This is a genomic window from Apilactobacillus pseudapinorum (assembly GCF_040369555.1).
GTDB lineage: Bacteria > Bacillota > Bacilli > Lactobacillales > Lactobacillaceae > Apilactobacillus.
Window position 1 is genome coordinate 15,621 of record NZ_BAABVU010000036.1, and the last position, 18,045, is coordinate 33,665.

19 protein-coding genes are annotated in these 18,045 nt (G+C 36.4%); 14 read left to right on the plus strand and 5 right to left on the minus strand.

What is annotated here, in order from left to right:
• The 3 genes from glmU (at window position 1) to ABWU86_RS06150 (ending at window position 2,829) form a co-directional block, all read left to right on the plus strand.
• Complete coding sequence (gene glmU / locus ABWU86_RS06140) at window positions 1-1,374, plus strand: bifunctional UDP-N-acetylglucosamine diphosphorylase/glucosamine-1-phosphate N-acetyltransferase GlmU (protein WP_293793577.1); 1,374 nt, start codon at window positions 1-3, stop codon at window positions 1,372-1,374.
• Window positions 1,375-1,498: 124 nt separating this feature from the next.
• Entirely contained in the window at window positions 1,499-2,479 is a 981-nt protein-coding gene (locus tag ABWU86_RS06145; protein WP_053949670.1) for a ribose-phosphate diphosphokinase, read from the plus strand.
• Entirely contained in the window at window positions 2,479-2,829 is a 351-nt protein-coding gene (locus ABWU86_RS06150) for a DUF3899 domain-containing protein (protein WP_293793579.1), read from the plus strand. The genes ABWU86_RS06145 and ABWU86_RS06150 overlap by 1 nt, the downstream gene beginning before the upstream one ends.
• A 49-nt stretch (window positions 2,830-2,878) precedes the next feature.
• Here the strand turns inward: ABWU86_RS06150 and yidA are convergent, their stop codons facing one another.
• A complete protein-coding gene (gene yidA / locus ABWU86_RS06155; protein WP_293793580.1) occupies window positions 2,879-3,691 on the minus strand; it encodes a sugar-phosphatase in 813 nt (270 codons plus the stop codon).
• A 12-nt stretch (window positions 3,692-3,703) separates the two neighbouring features.
• The gene (locus ABWU86_RS06160; protein WP_293793582.1) at window positions 3,704-5,050 is read right to left on the minus strand and encodes an HD domain-containing protein; all 1,347 of its coding nucleotides are present in this window, start codon (window positions 5,048-5,050) and stop codon (window positions 3,704-3,706) included.
• A gap of 157 nt (window positions 5,051-5,207) precedes the next feature.
• Here ABWU86_RS06160 and ABWU86_RS06165 point away from each other — a divergent pair, with 157 nt between their 5' ends.
• The 5 genes from ABWU86_RS06165 (at window position 5,208) to ABWU86_RS06185 (ending at window position 9,847) form a co-directional block, all read left to right on the plus strand.
• Window positions 5,208-5,642, plus strand: a complete 435-nt coding sequence (locus ABWU86_RS06165) for a YwiB family protein (protein WP_293793583.1) — start codon at window positions 5,208-5,210, stop codon at window positions 5,640-5,642.
• 43 nt (window positions 5,643-5,685) lie between these two features.
• On the plus strand, window positions 5,686-6,267 hold the full coding sequence (gene rpoE, locus ABWU86_RS06170; RefSeq protein ID WP_293793584.1) for a DNA-directed RNA polymerase subunit delta: 582 nt from the start codon (window positions 5,686-5,688) through the stop codon (window positions 6,265-6,267).
• Window positions 6,268-6,453: 186 nt separating this feature from the next.
• On the plus strand, window positions 6,454-8,070 hold the full coding sequence (locus tag ABWU86_RS06175) for a CTP synthase (RefSeq protein WP_293793586.1): 1,617 nt from the start codon (window positions 6,454-6,456) through the stop codon (window positions 8,068-8,070).
• A 155-nt stretch (window positions 8,071-8,225) separates the two neighbouring features.
• Entirely contained in the window at window positions 8,226-9,500 is a 1,275-nt protein-coding gene (locus ABWU86_RS06180) for a UDP-N-acetylglucosamine 1-carboxyvinyltransferase (protein ID WP_293793588.1), read from the plus strand.
• A gap of 101 nt (window positions 9,501-9,601) precedes the next feature.
• Entirely contained in the window at window positions 9,602-9,847 is a 246-nt protein-coding gene (locus ABWU86_RS06185; protein WP_053949678.1) for a type B 50S ribosomal protein L31, read from the plus strand.
• A gap of 49 nt (window positions 9,848-9,896) precedes the next feature.
• On the opposite strand, the gene ABWU86_RS06190 is transcribed toward ABWU86_RS06185, so the two are convergent.
• On the minus strand, window positions 9,897-10,358 hold the full coding sequence (locus ABWU86_RS06190; protein ID WP_353322029.1) for a low molecular weight protein-tyrosine-phosphatase: 462 nt from the start codon (window positions 10,356-10,358) through the stop codon (window positions 9,897-9,899).
• Window positions 10,359-10,553: 195 nt separating this feature from the next.
• Here ABWU86_RS06190 and ABWU86_RS06195 point away from each other — a divergent pair, with 195 nt between their 5' ends.
• From ABWU86_RS06195 to ABWU86_RS06215, 5 genes are all read left to right on the plus strand, one after another.
• Window positions 10,554-11,924 (plus strand): UDP-N-acetylmuramoyl-tripeptide--D-alanyl-D-alanine ligase, encoded by a 1,371-nt coding sequence (locus ABWU86_RS06195; RefSeq protein ID WP_353322031.1) that lies wholly within the window; start codon window positions 10,554-10,556, stop codon window positions 11,922-11,924.
• 158 nt (window positions 11,925-12,082) lie between these two features.
• Window positions 12,083-13,618: a DEAD/DEAH box helicase gene (locus ABWU86_RS06200; protein ID WP_353322033.1), complete on the plus strand. Its 1,536-nt coding sequence runs from the start codon at window positions 12,083-12,085 to the stop codon at window positions 13,616-13,618.
• Window positions 13,619-13,717: 99 nt separating this feature from the next.
• Window positions 13,718-14,836, plus strand: coding sequence for an alanine racemase (gene alr, locus ABWU86_RS06205; RefSeq protein WP_353322035.1), 1,119 nt, complete (start codon window positions 13,718-13,720; stop codon window positions 14,834-14,836).
• Between the two features lie 19 nt (window positions 14,837-14,855).
• A complete protein-coding gene (locus tag ABWU86_RS06210; RefSeq protein WP_293793600.1) occupies window positions 14,856-15,080 on the plus strand; it encodes a hypothetical protein in 225 nt (74 codons plus the stop codon).
• 61 nt (window positions 15,081-15,141) lie between these two features.
• On the plus strand, window positions 15,142-15,495 hold the full coding sequence (locus ABWU86_RS06215; RefSeq protein ID WP_293793602.1) for a type II toxin-antitoxin system PemK/MazF family toxin: 354 nt from the start codon (window positions 15,142-15,144) through the stop codon (window positions 15,493-15,495).
• A gap of 56 nt (window positions 15,496-15,551) precedes the next feature.
• On the opposite strand, the gene cbpA is transcribed toward ABWU86_RS06215, so the two are convergent.
• The gene (cbpA, locus tag ABWU86_RS06220; protein WP_353322038.1) at window positions 15,552-16,193 is read right to left on the minus strand and encodes a cyclic di-AMP binding protein CbpA; all 642 of its coding nucleotides are present in this window, start codon (window positions 16,191-16,193) and stop codon (window positions 15,552-15,554) included.
• A gap of 151 nt (window positions 16,194-16,344) precedes the next feature.
• Window positions 16,345-17,295 carry an L-lactate dehydrogenase gene (locus ABWU86_RS06225; RefSeq protein WP_293793605.1) on the minus strand — a complete coding sequence of 317 codons (951 nt, stop codon included), beginning with the start codon at window positions 17,293-17,295 and terminating at the stop codon, window positions 16,345-16,347.
• Between the two features lie 188 nt (window positions 17,296-17,483).
• Between ABWU86_RS06225 and pth the strand changes: the two genes are divergently transcribed.
• Complete coding sequence (pth, locus tag ABWU86_RS06230) at window positions 17,484-18,041, plus strand: aminoacyl-tRNA hydrolase (RefSeq protein WP_053949687.1); 558 nt, start codon at window positions 17,484-17,486, stop codon at window positions 18,039-18,041.
• The last annotated feature ends 4 nt before the right edge of the window (window positions 18,042-18,045 follow it).

Below are 18,045 nucleotides of genomic sequence, written 5' to 3' on the forward strand. Positions count from 1 at the left end.
ATGGCGACTAGAAATACAATTATTTTAGCGGCCGGTAAAGGAACTCGTATGAAGTCAAAACTATACAAAGTTTTGCATCGAGTTTGTGGTCGTACAATGGTAGATTGTGTTTTGTCACAAGTTGAAAAAATCGAAATGGACAACATTGTTACCGTTGTTGGTTTCGGTGCTGAAGATGTCGAAAAACAATTAGGTGATAGAAGCCAATATGCATTACAAGAAAAACAACTAGGAACTGGAGATGCGGTTAAAAAGACTGCTAGCATTCTAGAAAATGTCGAAGGTTCAACCATGGTAGTTAGTGGAGACACACCATTATTTACCGCAGAAACATTTAAAAACTTATTTGATCAACATGAAGAAAGCCATGCCGTTGCGACCGTTCTAACTTCAAAGGCACCAAACCCATTTGGGTATGGTCGTATCGTTAGAGATGAAAAGGGTAACGTTAACAAGATTGTTGAACAAAAAGATGCTTCTATGACTGAACAAACAATCGATGAAATCAATACAGGGGTTTACGTGTTTGATAATCATGAATTGTTTGAAGCATTAAAACAAGTTAACAACGATAACGCGCAAGGTGAATACTACTTACCTGATGTTATTGGAATCTTTAAAAATCAAGGCAAGAAGATTGGCGCTTACCAAATGGATGATTTTGATGAATCTATGGGTGTAAACGACCGTGTTGCCTTATCTAAAGCTAACCAAGTTATGCAACAAAGAATCAACGAATATCACATGCGTAATGGTGTTACCATGGTGAACCCAACTGATACTTACATTGATTTCGGTGTTGAAATTGGTCAAGATACCATCGTTGAACCAGGGGTGCACATCACTGGTAATACTAAGATTGGAATGGACTGTAAGATTGGTGCTAACTCTGAAATCAGAGATTGTATCATTCATGATAACGTGACTGTTACTTCATCACTATTAGAAGAATCAGAAATGCTAGAAGGTTCCAATATCGGACCATACAGTCATTTAAGACCAGAAGCAGTTATTGGTAAGAACGTTCACTTAGGTAATTTTGTGGAAGTTAAGAAGGCTCAAATTGATGAAGGTACTAAGGTTGGTCATTTAACTTATGTGGGTAATGCTCATCTTGGTAAGAACATCAACGTTGGTTGTGGAGTTATTTTTGCGAACTACGACGGTAAAAATAAACACAACACTGAAGTTGGGGATGATTCCTTTATCGGAAGCAACGCTAACTTAATTGCACCATTGCATATTGATGATCATACATTTATCGCTGCTGGTTCAACCATCACAGATGATGTTAAACAATATGAAATGGCAATTGCTCGTCAAAGACAAACTAATAAACCGGGATACTTTAAAAAGCTTCCATACGCTGATTAGTATTGGATAGATGAATTATTGTTTATTATTTCTATAATTTTTGAATGAAATAAATCGAATTATAGTGTAAAATTAATTGTGAATTAGAAACGAATATAGAATTGATTGTTAGGTGGAGGACTTTATGGCTGAAAGATATTCTGATCCTAAATTAAAGATTTTTGCTTTAAACTCAAACATCCCATTGGCAGAAAAAATTGCTGACCGTGTCGGTGTTGACTTAGGTAAAACATCTGTAGACAGATTTAGCGATGGCGAAATTAGAATTAACATTGAAGAAAGTATCCGTGGGGATAACTGTTACATTATTCAATCAACATCAGCTCCTGTTAATGATAACTTAATGGAACTAATGATTATGATTGATGCACTAAGACGTGCAAGTGCAAAGACTATTAACGTAGTGATTCCTTACTACGGTTATGCTAGACAAGACCGTAAAGCGCGTTCAAGAGAACCAATCACTGCAAAGTTAGTAGCGAACATGCTAGAAACTGCTGGAATTGACCGTGTTGTTGCTCTTGACTTACATGCTGCTCAAATCCAAGGATTCTTTGATGTTCCAGTTGATCACATGATGGGTGCACCATTATTAGCAGATCACTTTATTAACAAAGGCTGGGATTCAAACGCAGTTGTAGTTTCACCTGATCATGGTGGAGTTGTACGTGCTCGTGCATTAGCTGAATTCCTAAAAGCACCAATTGCGATTATCGACAAGCGTCGTCCTAAAGCAAATGTTGCTGAAATCATGAACATCATTGGGGATGTTAAAGGTAAATCATGTCTAATGGTTGATGACATGATTGATACTGCCGGAACCATTACACTAGGTGCACAAGCACTTATGGATGCTGGTGCAAAAGAAGTTTACGCTTGCTGTACCCACCCAGTATTATCTGGTCCAGCCATTGAACGAATTGACAAGTCACCAATCACTAAGCTAGTGGTTACTGATACCATTCGTTTACCAAAGGAAAAACAAATCGACAAGATTGAACAAATTTCTGTTGCTCCACTTATTGGGGATGCTATCAAACGTATTAATGAAGACCGTGCAGTTAGTCCATTATTTAGTAACCGTTTCAGAAGTGACGCTGAATAATGAATAAAGCTAAGCTATACGGATTTTTAATTTCTGTGATTGGAGTAATGGTTGGTTTAATAACCTTACTACTACATGTCAAAGTAGTAACGGTTAGCAACTATTTCTTCTTCGTAGGATTATTATTTTTCCTAGTTGGGACAATCGCGGTTTTATCAAAAGGACATCTATTTACTGGATGGCGTATTTTTCATCGTAAGGGTGATAAAGAACGTTTTGAAAATGAAAAGATTCCTGCGGATAAAATCGGGGGCATTAAGAATGCCAAGATTATGATTAGACCCACAGCGCAATTAACATTAATCATTGGAATAATCTGGATTGCATTTGCAATTGTGATTACGCTATAAAAAAAAGAACTGATTTCATTTGAAATCAGTTCTTTTTATTTATTTAATTTTATTTTAACGCGAAGTTTCTAATGGCGTATGCAACCCCATTTTCTTTGTTAGTCTTAGTTTCCTTGTTGGCAACGGCTTTTAAATCATCAGCAGCGTTACCCATGGCAACACCTAGACCAGCGTAAGTAACCATACTAATATCGTTACCTTGATCACCGATGGCCATGACGTTATCAGCAGTGAAACCTAAGCGAGTTGCTAGTTTGCTTAATGCAGCTCCTTTAGATGCATTTTGATTCATGAACTCGATGAAAACAGGTTCACTTCTAACCATTGAAAGGTGGTCTAAGAAACTTTCTGGAACAGCAGGAATGGCTTTAGCAACAATGTCTGGATCAGCAATTAGCATTGCTTTAACTATTTCTATATCTTTAGTAAGTTCTTCAGTCGTTCTGACTTTGATTGGCATGTTAACCAAGTAACTTTCCATCACGCTGTAAGGACTGATGTCACGGTTAGTAGTGTAGATGAAGTCAGTTGTTTCAATTTGAAAGTTAGTGTTTAGTTTGTGACTTAGTTTTTCTAGTTCAACGAAGTCTTTGTGATCTAAATCGAATTTTTCGATGATGTTAGCATCGGCATCTTGAACTTGGGCACCGTTAAAGGTAATCGCATATTCATCGTGACCGCTGATTCCTAATGCCTTTAAGTATGGTTTGACACCAGTTAATGGGCGACCGGTGCAAAGCACAACTTTAATGCCGTTATTACGTGCTTCGGTAATTGCATCAATTGTTTCTTGGGCTAAAATGTTTTGTTCGTTTAGAAGGGTACCATCGATATCAATGGCAATTAATTTAATATCACTCATGGGAAAACTCCTTTAATTAATTAATTCATCATTTTTAATGTGTTTTTGAAACTCTTGATAAACGGGTTCGAATAAATCAACGTTATTGTCGACTGATAACATTTCCTTAGGAAAGAAGAAACGTTCATCCCCCAGGTGTTTACCAGTAACGGCACTAACTAATTGAGAAATCTTTGATAGCTCAATCATAGAACCGTCATTCCTTCTCAATTCGATTTGGGTAGTGTGATGTTTTTTATTTGGATCGTATGCATCATATGGCAAATCAAAACTATTGTTGATTTCTGTGTAGTAAGTGACATCGAAACCAGCTTGTTTGATGTAATCGCGCATGGTTGGAATCAAGTCTTTGGTGTCATCATTAAATTCAACTGACTTGAATGGCTTACGATTAATAAATCGATCAGCCAAATCAGAGAGTACTTTATCATCTGAATCAATCCAGTGAATGAAGTAAGTGTTTAAAACACCATCATCTAGTTTTAAATAATCATCAATGTCGAATTCACCTTTGAAGAACGGCATCAATAAGTAAGGAGTAGTACTATCATTTTTATCTAAGTTAGCTGATAATTCTTTCGCACGTCTTAAAAGGTGATCTAAGATGACTTCCATGGAACGTGAAACGGGATGGAAATATACTTGCATGTACATTTGTAATCGAGAAATGATGTAATCTTCAACCGCATGCATTCCATTAATTTCAAAACAGATACCGCCCTCATATGGACGCATTACTCGCAAAATACGAGTTAAATCGAAATTACCATAATTAGCACCCGTGTTATAGGCATCACGAAGCAGGTAATCCATTCTATCAGCGTCACATTGACTAGAAATCATTTGCACCACTTGCGGATTGCTGTAGGTGTGGTCAATCACACTCGCTACATCTTTAGCAAAGTTAGGTCCCATTTTACTCAAAACTTGGTTTACTTCTGTTTTAGGGGAAGTAATAATTTCTTGAGTAATTTTTTCATGGTTAGTTCCGAAGATGTGTTCAAATGTGTGTGAATATGCACCATGTCCAATATCGTGAAGGAGTGCCGCACATAATGCGACTAATCGTTGGGAATCATCCCAAAGTCCATCACTAGCTTCTTGAGTCGGGTAGTTTCGTAAAAATCCATCACATATACGACGAGTAATTTCGTAAACCCCTAAACTGTGAGTAAAGCGGGAATGTTCAGCACCATGGAAAGTAAATGATGCTGGTCCTAGTTGTTTAATTCGTCTTAATCGTTGAAATTCTTTAGTATTAATCAAGTCTAAAATGACTTGGTGTTGTACGTAAATGTAGTTAAGAACCGGATCTCGAAAAACCTTTTCTCGAGTCAGTAGTTTTTCTTGGTATTCCAAATTCTTACCTCCTTACTTTGATATGTTTACTTATTTAAGCTTATTATAACAAAGATTGTTGTTAAATAATTAATTTCCAACTATTAATTAATGCATTTATTGGCGTCTGCGTATATAATGATAACCTGTGATGAAAATGAAACGAGGTGTTTATTAGATGGAAGAAAAGAATAATCCAGTCGCCGTTAACTTAAAGACGACCATATTTCAAGATGGTGAACGCCAAGATTTTGAATTCGTGGAACAGGGTAATTTAGTTAAGATGTCCAACGGTTTATACTTACGTTTTAAAGAACATCAAGATGGCAAAGAAGTCGCTGCAGTAACCATTAAGATTACTGACGAACATGTTCAATTAACCCGTAAAGATGAAATGGGCCATCAATCTAGATTGATTTTCAATGAAGAAAAGATTCATAAGACAGCTTACCAAACTCAATTTGGCGCACTTAAAATTGAAGTGAAGACCAAAGAGATTAACTGTAAAATCGTTGAAGATGACAACTCTGGGAGCTTAATGATTGACTATGAATTATATACTGGTGGAATGATTGTCGGAGAATATAATATTACATTGCATTTTTCTGCTTAAAAAGGTATGATATTAATAGTATTTTGAAAGGACGTGCACCGCATTGAAATTAGAAGCCTTAGAAGGTAAAGATAAAAAAGAATTATCAATGGTCGAAGTTGCTCACGCAATTCTATCCGAACATGGTGAGGTAATGGCCTTTGCTGATATCGCCAACGAAATCCAAAAGTATTTGGGTGATTCTGATGAAGAAATCCGCAAACGATTGGTACAATTCTACACAGATATGAACGTTGATGGTAGTTTTATTTCTTTAGGTGATAATCTTTGGGGACTAAGAACATGGTATCCATACGATTCAATCGATGAAGCTACTGTTCATCCTGAAGATGAAGATATTGATCGTCCTAGAAAGAAAAAGCGTCGTAAGGTTAACGCATTCTTAGCTGATGCTTCTGACGATGACGACGTTATCGATTACGATGATGATGATCCAGAAGACCAAGACGATGAATTTGAAGACGCTGATGAAGGTGTCGATGAAACCGATAAGTATCACAAAGATTTAGATGAAATTGACGAAGAAAATGACGTTGATGAAGACGATGTTCCTGACGGTATTGAAGGTGAATTATCTGAATTAAATGAAGATGATGACATCGACGAAGACGACGACAAAGATTAATTCGAAAATAATGATTATATTTCTTGACTATATATTAGGAACGATGTAATATTATTTTTGGGCTCCTTACAAAAGAGTATTTTTGTGAGGACAATTGATCGATTATAGTAATCAATGACTCCCTATTCTAAATGAATAGGGAGTTTTTAATTTTTACCCTAATAGATTTTATGAGGAGTTTTACACATGACTAAATATGTTTTTGTTACTGGTGGGGTTGTTTCTTCACTAGGAAAAGGAATTGTTTCTGCATCACTAGGCCGTTTACTAAAGAACCGTGGTTTAAACGTTACCATTCAAAAGTTTGATCCATACGTAAACGTCGACCCAGGTACTATGAGTCCATACCAACACGGTGAAGTGTTTGTTACTAATGATGGTACTGAAACTGATCTTGATTTAGGCCACTACGAACGTTTTATCGATAATGACTTAAACAAATACTCAAACGTAACTACTGGTAAAATTTATTCAGAAGTTTTGAGAAAAGAACGTCGTGGTGATTACCTAGGTGCCACTGTTCAAGTTATCCCTCATATTACCGGAATGATTAAAGAAAAAATTATGCGTGCCGCTAAGGTATCAAATGCTGATATCGTTATTACTGAAATTGGTGGTACTGTTGGTGATATCGAATCACTTCCATTCTTAGAAGCAATTCGTCAAATGAAGAGTGAAGTAGGAGATGAAAACACATTCTACATCCACACTACTTTAATTCCTTATTTACGTGCTGCTGGTGAAATGAAGACTAAGCCAACACAACATTCTGTTAAAGAATTACGCGCTGTTGGAATTCAACCAAACCTATTGGTTGTTAGAACTGAACAAGATGTTACTGACGCAATGAAGAGAAAGATTGCTTTATTCTGTGATGTTAAGCCAGAAGCGGTTGTTGAATCAAAGGATGCACCTACTCTATACACCATTCCATTGATGCTAGAAGCTCAAGGTATGGATCAACAAGTAGTTGACCACTTTGGTATTGATGCTCCTAAGGCTGACATGACTGAATGGAAAGCACTAGAACAAAAAGTACAAAACTTGAAGAATGAAGTAAACATTACTTTAGTTGGTAAGTACGTTAAGTTAAAGGATGCTTACATCTCAATTACTGAATCACTAGAACATGCTGGTTACCCAGTTGATGCTAAAGTGAACCTAAAGATGCTTAACTCAGAATTAGTTACTGAAGATAACGTTAATGAACTACTTGGTGATGCTGATGGTATTATCGTTCCTGGTGGTTTCGGTGACCGTGGTATCGAAGGTATGATTACTGCTGTTAAGTATGCTCGTGAAAACGATGTTCCTTACCTAGGGGTATGTTTAGGTATGCAAATTGCAAGTATCGAATTTGCTCGTGACGTATTAGGTTACAAAGATGCTAACACTACTGAAATTGACCCAGATACTCCACACAAGATTATTGATTTAATGGCTGATCAAGCTGATATCGATGGTATGGGTGGAACTCAACGTCTTGGTGCTTACCCATGTAAGCTAAAACCAGGTACTGTAACTGCTGCTGCATATGACAACAAGACTGAAATTTCAGAACGTCACCGTCACCGTTACGAATACAACAACGAATACAGAGAAGAAATGGAAGCCCACGGACTAGTTATTGCTGGTACATCACCAGATGATCACTTGGTTGAAGTTGTGGAAATTCCAACTAACAAGTTCTTCGTTGCTGCACAATACCATCCTGAATTCCTATCTCGTCCAACTAGACCAGAAGGTTTATTCAAGGCTTTCGTTGCTGCTTCATACGACCAACATGTTGAAAACAACAAATAATTAATCAAAAGACTAGGATAATGTCCTAGTCTTTTTTAATTATTTGTTAAATCTAAAGTTATTTTTATGCAAAGTATTGTATTTTTAACTTTTATTATTTATGATGGTTATTGTTCACTGAAATCGGTGAAACTGTAAGTGAGGAATTTTAACTAATGAATAAAATGATAATAAAGGGCGGACATCGACTAACTGGTAGCGTCACAATTGGGGGAGCTAAAAATAGTACGGTAGCATTAATTCCAGCTGCCATTTTAGCGGATACAAAAGTCCAATTTGACATGGTGCCAAACATCTTAGATGTACATAATCTAATGGTGATTTTGGAATCAATGAATGTCTCATCAGATTTTGCCGATGGAATACTAAACGTCGACCCAACAAAAATAGTAGAAAGTGCTTTACCTAGTAAAGCAATTAAAAGTTTAAGAGCATCATATTACTTCATGGGAGCATTATTAGGCCGTTTTGGTCGTGCGAGAATTACGTTCCCAGGTGGAGACAACATCGGACCTAGACCAATTGATCAACATATTAAAGCCTTTCAAGCAATGGGCGCAAAAGTAGTTAATGACGGGGATGAAATCATTATTACTACTGATGAAAATGGTCTACATGGCGCACAAATTTTCCTAGATGTTGTGTCAGTCGGGGCAACTATTAACGCGATTTTAGCTGCTGTTAAAGCTGATGGCCACACAGTAATTAGAAATGCTGCTAAAGAACCAGAAATTATTGATGTCGTTACATTTTTAAATAACATGGGGGCAAAGGTCCGCGGTGCTGGAACCGATGTCATTAGAATTGAAGGGGTTGAATCTCTTCGAGCTAAGAATACCCACATTATTATTCCAGATCGAATCGAAGCTGGAACTTATTTGTCGATGGCAGCTGCTTATGGTGACGGGATTACAATTAAGAATGTCATTCCAGAACATTTGGAATCATTTATTGCTAAGGTGCAAGAAATGGGTATTCAATTGGAAATCAATGAAGACAGCATTTATGTCCCTAAGACAGATGAACTAAATAATATTGAAATTAAGACAATGCCATATCCTGGTTTTGCGACCGATTTACAACAACCAATCACACCATTGCTATTGATGGCCAAGGGGGATAGTACCATTATCGATACTATTTATCCGGAACGTACCAAGCACATCGAAGAATTGAAAAAGATGGGTGCTAAGATTAAATATGATCATGGTAATGGAACAATCATTGTGAGTCATACTGACAAATTAGTTGGTTCTCAAATTGAAGCTGGTGAAATTCGTGCCGGAGCATCAGAAATGATTGCCGGTTTAATGGCTGAAGGGACCACTGTGATTGATAATGCAGATAACATTTTACGTGGTTATGACAACATTATCGATAAACTTACTAATTTGAATGCAGATGTCGAAATGGTGCACCGTGAAAGTTAATTTTATGTTGAATTAACTCTTATTTAGTGTTAATATAATCAAGTCGACTAATCGATAATCTCTGAATCAACATATGATACAGGGCAAAGGAGCGATTTATAATGAAACAAGGAATTCATCCTGAATACCGCCAAGTGGTATTCCAAGATTCAAGTACTGGTTTTAAATTCATGGCTGGTTCAACTATGAGCTCAGCTGAAACTATCACAATGGATGATGGTAATGAATACCCATTAGTACGTCTTGAAATTTCTTCAGATTCTCACCCATTCTACACTGGACGTGAAAAGTTCACTCAAGCAGATGGTGCTGTGGATCGTTTCAACAAGAAATATGGTTTCAAGTAAAGATAAAAAGAGATATCCAATCGGATATCTCTTTTTTTGTGCTTTTATCTTAAAGGCTTAATACATAATCCAGCCATTTTGGCATGGCAGCATTAATTTGACTGTATGTTAAATCGAAGTTTCCAGTGTACCAAGGATCAGCAATCGCATCACCTTTTTGGTCTTCCATAATATCTAGGCATAAGTGAATCTTATGGGCTTGATCTTTAGGACACCAGTGCAGTAAGCTTTTGATGTTTTCATAATCCATCCCTATGATTAAATCATATTTAATGAAATCACTAGATTCGATTTGGCGTGCTGATTGACCTTGATAGCTAATATCTAGGTTATCTAATATTTTTCTAACCTCAGGGTGTGGCGGATTACCGATTTCTTCAGTACTAGTGGCAGCAGATTCTACTAACACTTCGCTTTCTAAATGTCTTTTCTTAATTAATTGATTGAAAATAGCGTGCGCCATTGCTGAACGACAAACATTTCCGTGGCAAACAAATAAGACTTTTTTCAATGTAGTCACATCCCCCAAATATTTTATTATATAAAATATATTATCAGTGTTTGATGGAATAGTTAATAGCTTTTATAAGTCCTCATTAAAAACATATCATTATCTAATCAAGCTCAATTAAAACAATTTTGCGTTTCATGTTATAATATGTGTAACACTAATTCGAAAAAAAGAAACATAGGAGAACGATTTAATATGAAAATGTCACTTACAGAAGTAAGTCGAGCAGTTGCTGCGCAAAATGATTCTAGCGAATATGAAGGAATTGATATTACTAGCGTTGCTTTTGATAGCAGACAACTAGAAGCAGACGCTTTATTTGTACCGCTAGTCAGTGAAAATGATGGTCATGATTACATCCAAAGCGCAATTGAACACGGGGCAGTTGCTACATTTTGGCAAGCTGACCATGAAAATGTCCCAACTGATATTCCAGTGATTATCGTTAATAATACGTTGGAAGCTCTACAAATGCTTTCTCAATATTACTTAGCTAAGATTAATCCAAAGGTAGTTGCAATTACAGGAAGTAACGGTAAGACCACTACTAAGGATATGGTGGCATCAGTACTATCAACCCAGTTCAACGTTACTAAGACTAACGCAAACTTTAACAACGAAATTGGGGTTCCAATGACAATTTTAGACATTGAACCCAACACAGAAATTTTAGTGGTTGAAATGGGAATGGATCGTCCAGGTCAACTAGATTTATTGAGTCATTTAGTTGAACCAGATGTTGCTGCAATCACTATGATTGGTGAAGCCCACATCGAATTCTTCGGGACGCGTGATAAGATTGCTGACGCAAAGATGGAAATCGTGAACGGACTAAAAGAAGATGGAATTTTCGTTTATAACGGGGATGAACCATTATTAGTGCAACGTAGTGAAAACTTACCATTCACTAAAACATTCGGATTAAATGAAGCTGATGACTTTACTGCATATGACATTACATCAACTCCACAAGCTACTAGTTTTAAAGTAGAACAAATCGAAGATACTGAATTTAAGATTCCAATGCTAGGTTCATACAACGTTAACAATGCGTTAGTAGCGATTGCGATTGGTTCATTATTCAGAATTCGTGAAGAAAATATGGCTAAAGCATTATTAGAAGTTGACCTTACTAATAACCGTACAGAATGGATTGAAGGAGCTAAGCGCGAAAAGATTCTGTCAGACGTATATAATTCTAATCCTACAGCGGTTAAAGAAGTTTTGAAGGCATTTACTGCTGAAAAGATTAGCGGCCGTAAAATCGCCGTTTTAGGCGACATGTTAGAACTAGGTGATCAATCAAGTCAATTGCATGCATCTTTAGAGGATTCACTTAACCCTGAAGAGGTCCAAAGTGTTTATTTAATTGGGGATGAAATCAAGGTGCTATACGATAAATTAGTAGATGTTTACCCAGCGAAAAATTTATTCTATTTTAAAGCTGACCAACTAGATGATTTATATGAACAATTAAACTCAGAAATCTATGAAGGTGACGAAGTTTTACTAAAGGCTAGTCACGGAATTCATTTAGAACAACTATTAGCTAAATTAACTGATTAATTAATTTGCTTAATTATGGTAAAAGAGTTATATTAGTCTAGTTACATTTTTTAGAACACGGAATTTTTTAATCAAGTCATTAGCGCACCAACAGGAACGGATTCTTCCTTAGCTAGTGATGGTATTATTGAAAATGTTTCGTTTAGGAGGAAACATATTTGAAGTTTAGAGAATTAGGTCTATCAGAAGATCTATTAAAAGCGATTGAAGACAAGGGTTTTAAGGAAGCCACTCCAATCCAAGCAGAAACAATTCCTTTGACCTTACAAGGTAAGGATGTTTTGGGACAAGCACAAACAGGTACAGGTAAAACTGCCGCTTTTGCTCTTCCCATTATTGAACATGTTGATTTAGACAATCCGAATGTTCAAGCTTTAGTTATTTCACCAACTCGTGAACTAGCTATTCAAACACAAAGCGAAATTAGTCGCTTCGGAAAAGAAAAGGGCGTTAAGGCTGTATCAGTTTTTGGTGGTTCTGACATCAGAAGACAAATTCAAAGTTTGAAACGCCGTCCACAAATCGTGGTAGGTACTCCAGGTCGTTTATTAGACCACATTAACAGAAAGACTTTGAAATTAGATCATGTAAAGACATTGGTTTTAGATGAAGCTGATGACATGTTAGACATGGGATTCTTAGATGATATCGAAAGTATCATCAAACAAGTTCCAGAAGACAGACAAACATTGCTATTCTCAGCAACTATGCCTGCTCAAATTAAGCGTGTTGGGGTTCAATTTATGAAAGACCCACAACAAGTTACTATCAAAGCCAAAGAATTAACCACTGATTTAGTTGATCAATACTACATTCGTGTAAAACAATTTGAAAAGTTTGATATCATGACTCGTTTCTTTGATATTCAAGCACCAAAGGTTACTATCGTATTCTGTCGTACTAAGCGTCGTGTTGATGAAGTTTCTAAGGGACTTCTATTACGCGGTTACCGTGCTGCCGGAATTCATGGTGATTTAACACAAAACCGTCGTTCACAAATCATGAAAGACTTTAAGAATGACAAAATTGATGTATTAGTTGCCACTGACGTCGCTGCCCGTGGAATTGATATTTCAAGTGTTACTCATGTATACAACTATGACATTACTCAAGACTCAGAAAGTTACGTTCACAGAATTGGACGTACTGGACGTGCTGGACGTCATGGGGTTTCAATGACTTTTGTGGAACCAAACGAAACTAGTTACTTAAGAGATATCGAAAAGTTAACTAAGGTTAGAATGTTACCTCTAAAACCACCTTCGGCTGATGAAGCTCTAAAGGGTCAATTAGAAGTAGCGACTAAAGAAATTGGTTCACTAATTGAAAAGACTAAGATGGATGCTTTTGCTGATTCTGCTGAAGAATTATTAGCACAATACGATGCAAAAGACTTAGTATCAGTATTACTAAGTAAGATGACTAGAAACCAAGTTAAGGTTCATATCTCTGCTGAAAAACCATTACCTAACAAGAACAAGCGTGGTCATGGTGGTGGCTATCGTGGTAACCGTGGTGGCGGTAACCATCGTCGTAATGGTGGTGGATACCGTGGGAACCGTGGTGGTGGCAATGGTAATAACCGTCGTCGTTACAGTGGTAACGGTAACCACAGAGATGATCACAAGAATGGTGGTCGTTCATCAAACGGCAAACGTCCTAACAAATCATTTACAATTAAAAACAAAGATTAATTAAAAAAGCCATTGATATTGATATAGTCAATGGCTTTTTTGTACATAAAGACTTACAATGAAATAAATATTCCATTATTAATTGGGGGAAAGATTAATATGGTTGTAGGAAATCACAGAAATGCACAGCTTTTAATTAGTGAAAGTGCTGTGCAACATAACATAAACCAAGAAAGAAAACGTTTAAAAGATTCAGATAATTTATTCGTGGTAGTCAAGGCAAATGGATACGGACATGGCGCCGTTAATATTGCCAAAATCGCTGAAAATGCGGGTGCGGATGGTTTTTGTGTCGCGATTTTAGATGAAGCATTGGAATTACGAGAAGCTGGGATTGAAAAGCCAGTGTTGGTATTAGGATTAACCGATGTCCAATATGTATCCATTATGGCGAAAAATAATATTTCATTGACCATTTCTTCTTTGGAATGGTTAAAAGAGGCTGATGAGTTATTAGCACATAAAGATTTACCAAAATTAAATGTGCATGTCGGTCTAGATACCGGGATGGGCAGAATTGGTTTCCAAACTAAAGATGAATTATCAGAAGTTATGGACTACTTAAAAACTTCGCCAAATCTGTGTTTCGAAGGGATTTATACCCATTTTTCTAAAGCAGATTCTAAAGATGAAGAATATTTTAATTTGCAAGTTGAACGATTTAATGATTTAATTTCTGTTATAGATACATTACCTAAATATGTACATGTGTCTAATTCTGCTACTAGTTTATGGCATGCTAGCTGCAATGGGAATATGATTCGCTTTGGGGTGGCAACATACGGATTAAATCCATCAGGTGGAGAATTAACGGAACCATTTTATTTAAAGCCAGCAATGAGCTTAACTAGTGAGATTGTTTATTGTAAGAAGATTGAAGCGGGTAGAGCTGTTGGCTACGGTGCAACTTATGTGGCACCGGCTGCTGAATGGATTGGCACAGTTCCGGTTGGTTATGCCGATGGAATTGTGAGAAAATTGCAAGGATTCAAACTATTGGTAAACGGTAAGTTTTGTCCAATTGTTGGAAGAATTTGTATGGATCAGCTAATGATTCGTTTAGATGAACCGGTTCCTGTTGGAACGAAGGTTACAATTGTGGGTCAAGATGGTGAAGAAAATATTTCTTTGCAAGATATTGCCACATATTGTGATACAATTCATTATGAGGTAGCTTGCTTATTTACAAACAGACTCCCACGGATTATTGTCAAATAATGATTTTGAGGAGATCAAAATGCCAGCAAAAAATCAATTTGTTTACTCAGTAAATCGTATTTCTGTTTTAAAAGCCAGTTCCAATCATACTTGTAATGACTTAAAATTAAGTCAAAGTAAGGTTGTGATTAGTCCTTACTTCAATGATTATATGATCATTAAGGGATTAATTGCTGGATATACTGAGATGACCGAAATTAACCGTGAAATATCTGAAGAGTTCACATTATGTGATGATCTTTAGAAGCATTACGATAGATTAGATTGTTTTTTATGAAGTTAAGAATGGATAGGGGATGTTTACAATGGCTAACGTTGAAATTAAACGTGGCGATGTGTTTTATGCTGACCTATCACCTGTTGTTGGTTCAGAACAGGGTGGGATGAGACCGGTATTGATTGTGCAAAATAATATCGGTAACCACTATAGTCCGACCGTGATTGTAGCCGCAATTACTGCTAGAATTTCAAAACCAAAGATGCCTACTCATGTGGCAATTAGCGCTGATAAGACTAGAATTGAAAAAGATTCAGTCATTTTATTAGAGCAAATTAGAACAATTGATAAGCAACGATTACATGATCGAGTTGATCATTTAAGTGATAAGTTTATGAAACGGGTAGACGAAGCGCTGAAATTAAGTGTGGGTGTTCAGTAATAATATACATAAAAAAAGGATGCGAATTATTCGCATCCTTTTTGTTTTGGTGATGATTATTTTTCGTCAGCTAAATCTTCGATTTCAGCAACTCTAAAACCTTTACGTTCTAGAGCAGCAGTAATACGTTTTAGTAACTCTAAATTAACATCTGCAGGGAGGGTGAACATAACTCTGTGAACTAGTTCGCCTTCTTGCGCATCTAAACTGATAACGCTGGCAATTGCAGTGTATTTAGTAATGATCTTAGACATTGCTTCAAGATCGCCACGATTACCTGGAGCTAAAACTGTGACCACATAACTACCTACGTTGATGTTCCATGATTGTGATAGCATATCCAATAATCGAGTATGAGTTAAAATACCATAAAAACGATTATTATCATCTAAAACAGAAATGTATGGTAAGTCTTTGATTGAAAAGAAAATGTGGAAGAATGCTGAGTTCACGTTAATAAACTTAGTAGCATTCTTTAATAGTGTAGTAACAGGTTGTGACATATCACCACCTCGTGATTTGTGACGGTAGATATGCATTTTATAGATGTTACCTCTAAAAATGGTTCCAGTTTCATCTAGAATAGGGATACATCTGTATCCTGAATCTTCTAATGTTTTTAACGCTTCCTCTAATGAAACATTTTCGGAAACAGTAACTAAACTCCCTTTAGGCTTAACTAATGACTTCAAAAGCATATTGAGACCTCCCTTTTATTTATTAGAATTTTTCTCATAATCTAATTCTAACATAAAACTAAATTAATGTGTTGACAAATATGATTTAATTCCAAAGAAAAAGTCGAGGCGCAATGCACCTCGACTTTAATAATCTAATTTATAAATTAGATTATTTTAAAGCATCCATACCTTTTTCGGCAGTTTCCTTTAAGGTCTTACCTGAATCTTGCATTTTTGCTTTTTCTTCGTCACTTAGTGGAACTTCGATTACTTGTTTGATACCTGAAGCGTTAACTACGGCAGGTGTACCAATGTAAATATCGGTTAGACCATATTCACCATTAACTGGAGCACCAACAGGTAATACAGAGTTTTCATCACGTAAGATAGCACGAGAAATTCTCATTAGAGCAGTAGCAACACCATAGAAAGTAGCACCTTTCTTGTTGATGATTGTGTATGCCTTGTTTCTAGTTTCATCTTCTAATTGTAGTAAGTCATCTTTGCTTACGCCAGCATCTTTAGCAACGTCTAGTAATGGACGTGAACCAACAGTTGCTTCGTCAATAGCAGCAAATTCTGAGTCACCATGTTCACCCATGATGTAGGCGTTAACGTCAGCAGGGTTAATACCTAGCTTCTTAGCAACAGCAACTTGGAAACGAGTAGTATCTAGTGAAGTACCAGAACCAACAACCTTTTCCTTTGGCCAACCTGAAAGTTTTTGAACACCGTAAGTTAAGATGTCAACTGGGTTAGCAGCAACTAAGAAAATACCCTTAAATCCTGACTTAACAACTTCAGGAACGATTGATGAAAGAATCTTTAAGTTCTTTCCAACTAGATCTAGTCTAGTTTCACCTGGTTTTTGAGGTGCACCGGCAGTGATAACAACTAAGTCAGCATCTGCACAGTCACTGTAATCACCAGCGTAAATGTTCTTAGGAGCAGTAAATACTTGAGCATCTTCTAAATCAAGTGCGTCTCCTTCGATACGATCTCTAATAATATCAACGATGACGAATTCTTCGCCTAGTCCTTGTTGCATCATTGCAAATGCGTATGAAGAACCAACGGCACCGTCACCAACTAAAACAACTTTTTGATGTTTTAAAGCCACAATAATCATCCCTTCAAAAACATATTTAAATCTACAACTGAATTATATCATTAATTTGGAAAATAGTAATTACAAAGCATGAAAAAATATAAGGTTTTTCCAGATTTCGATAGGTTTTCCTCCCGATAATAGGGTCCAGACTATGATATAATTTACATATTATAGTTACGAAAAAGGAGCGTTTTTTTATGAAGATGATTGTGGGATTAGGAAATGTGGGACCACAATATAAAGAAACCAGACATAATACTGGTTTTATGGCAATCGATGCATTTGCTGAAAAACATGGAGTAGAATTAAATACTCAAAAGATGGAAGCTAAAATTGGAACTACCACTATTAATGGTGAAAAAGTAATGTTGGTTGAACCACTAACTTTCATGAATGAATCAGGTCGTTCAGTCGGACCATTAATGAAATACTTTAAGTTAGATTTAAGCGATTTAATAGTAATATATGATGACATGGATTTACCGGTCGGCAAAATTAGATTGAGAACTCATGGGTCAGCTGGTGGTCACAACGGAATTAAGAGTTTAATTGCGCACCTACAAACTGATAAGTTTAACAGAATCAAAGTGGGAACTGACCACCCAACTAACGAAAGTGTCGTTAACTACGTATTAGGTCAATTTACTAAAGACCAAAGAATCGATTTAGATCCAGCATTAGATCGAACTGTCGACGCAATCGAAGAATTTATTGATGGAGTCGACTTTAACAAGTTGGAAAATAAGTATAACTAATTAA

Bases quoted from the DNA above. Each gene is read 5' to 3' on its own strand.
- glmU (WP_293793577.1), top strand. From the start codon at position 1: ATGGCGACTAGAAATACAATTATTTTAGCGGCCGGTAAAGGAACTCGT.
- ABWU86_RS06145 (WP_053949670.1), top strand. From the start codon at position 1,499: ATGGCTGAAAGATATTCTGATCCTAAATTAAAGATTTTTGCTTTAAAC.
- ABWU86_RS06150 (WP_293793579.1), top strand. From the start codon at position 2,479: ATGAATAAAGCTAAGCTATACGGATTTTTAATTTCTGTGATTGGAGTA.
- yidA (WP_293793580.1), bottom strand. From the start codon at position 3,691: ATGAGTGATATTAAATTAATTGCCATTGATATCGATGGTACCCTTCTA.
- ABWU86_RS06165 (WP_293793583.1), top strand. From the start codon at position 5,208: ATGGAAGAAAAGAATAATCCAGTCGCCGTTAACTTAAAGACGACCATA.
- ABWU86_RS06175 (WP_293793586.1), top strand. From the start codon at position 6,454: ATGACTAAATATGTTTTTGTTACTGGTGGGGTTGTTTCTTCACTAGGA.
- ABWU86_RS06180 (WP_293793588.1), top strand. From the start codon at position 8,226: ATGAATAAAATGATAATAAAGGGCGGACATCGACTAACTGGTAGCGTC.
- ABWU86_RS06185 (WP_053949678.1), top strand. From the start codon at position 9,602: ATGAAACAAGGAATTCATCCTGAATACCGCCAAGTGGTATTCCAAGAT.
- ABWU86_RS06195 (WP_353322031.1), top strand. From the start codon at position 10,554: ATGAAAATGTCACTTACAGAAGTAAGTCGAGCAGTTGCTGCGCAAAAT.
- alr (WP_353322035.1), top strand. From the start codon at position 13,718: ATGGTTGTAGGAAATCACAGAAATGCACAGCTTTTAATTAGTGAAAGT.
- ABWU86_RS06210 (WP_293793600.1), top strand. From the start codon at position 14,856: ATGCCAGCAAAAAATCAATTTGTTTACTCAGTAAATCGTATTTCTGTT.
- ABWU86_RS06215 (WP_293793602.1), top strand. From the start codon at position 15,142: ATGGCTAACGTTGAAATTAAACGTGGCGATGTGTTTTATGCTGACCTA.
- cbpA (WP_353322038.1), bottom strand. From the start codon at position 16,193: ATGCTTTTGAAGTCATTAGTTAAGCCTAAAGGGAGTTTAGTTACTGTT.
- pth (WP_053949687.1), top strand. From the start codon at position 17,484: ATGAAGATGATTGTGGGATTAGGAAATGTGGGACCACAATATAAAGAA.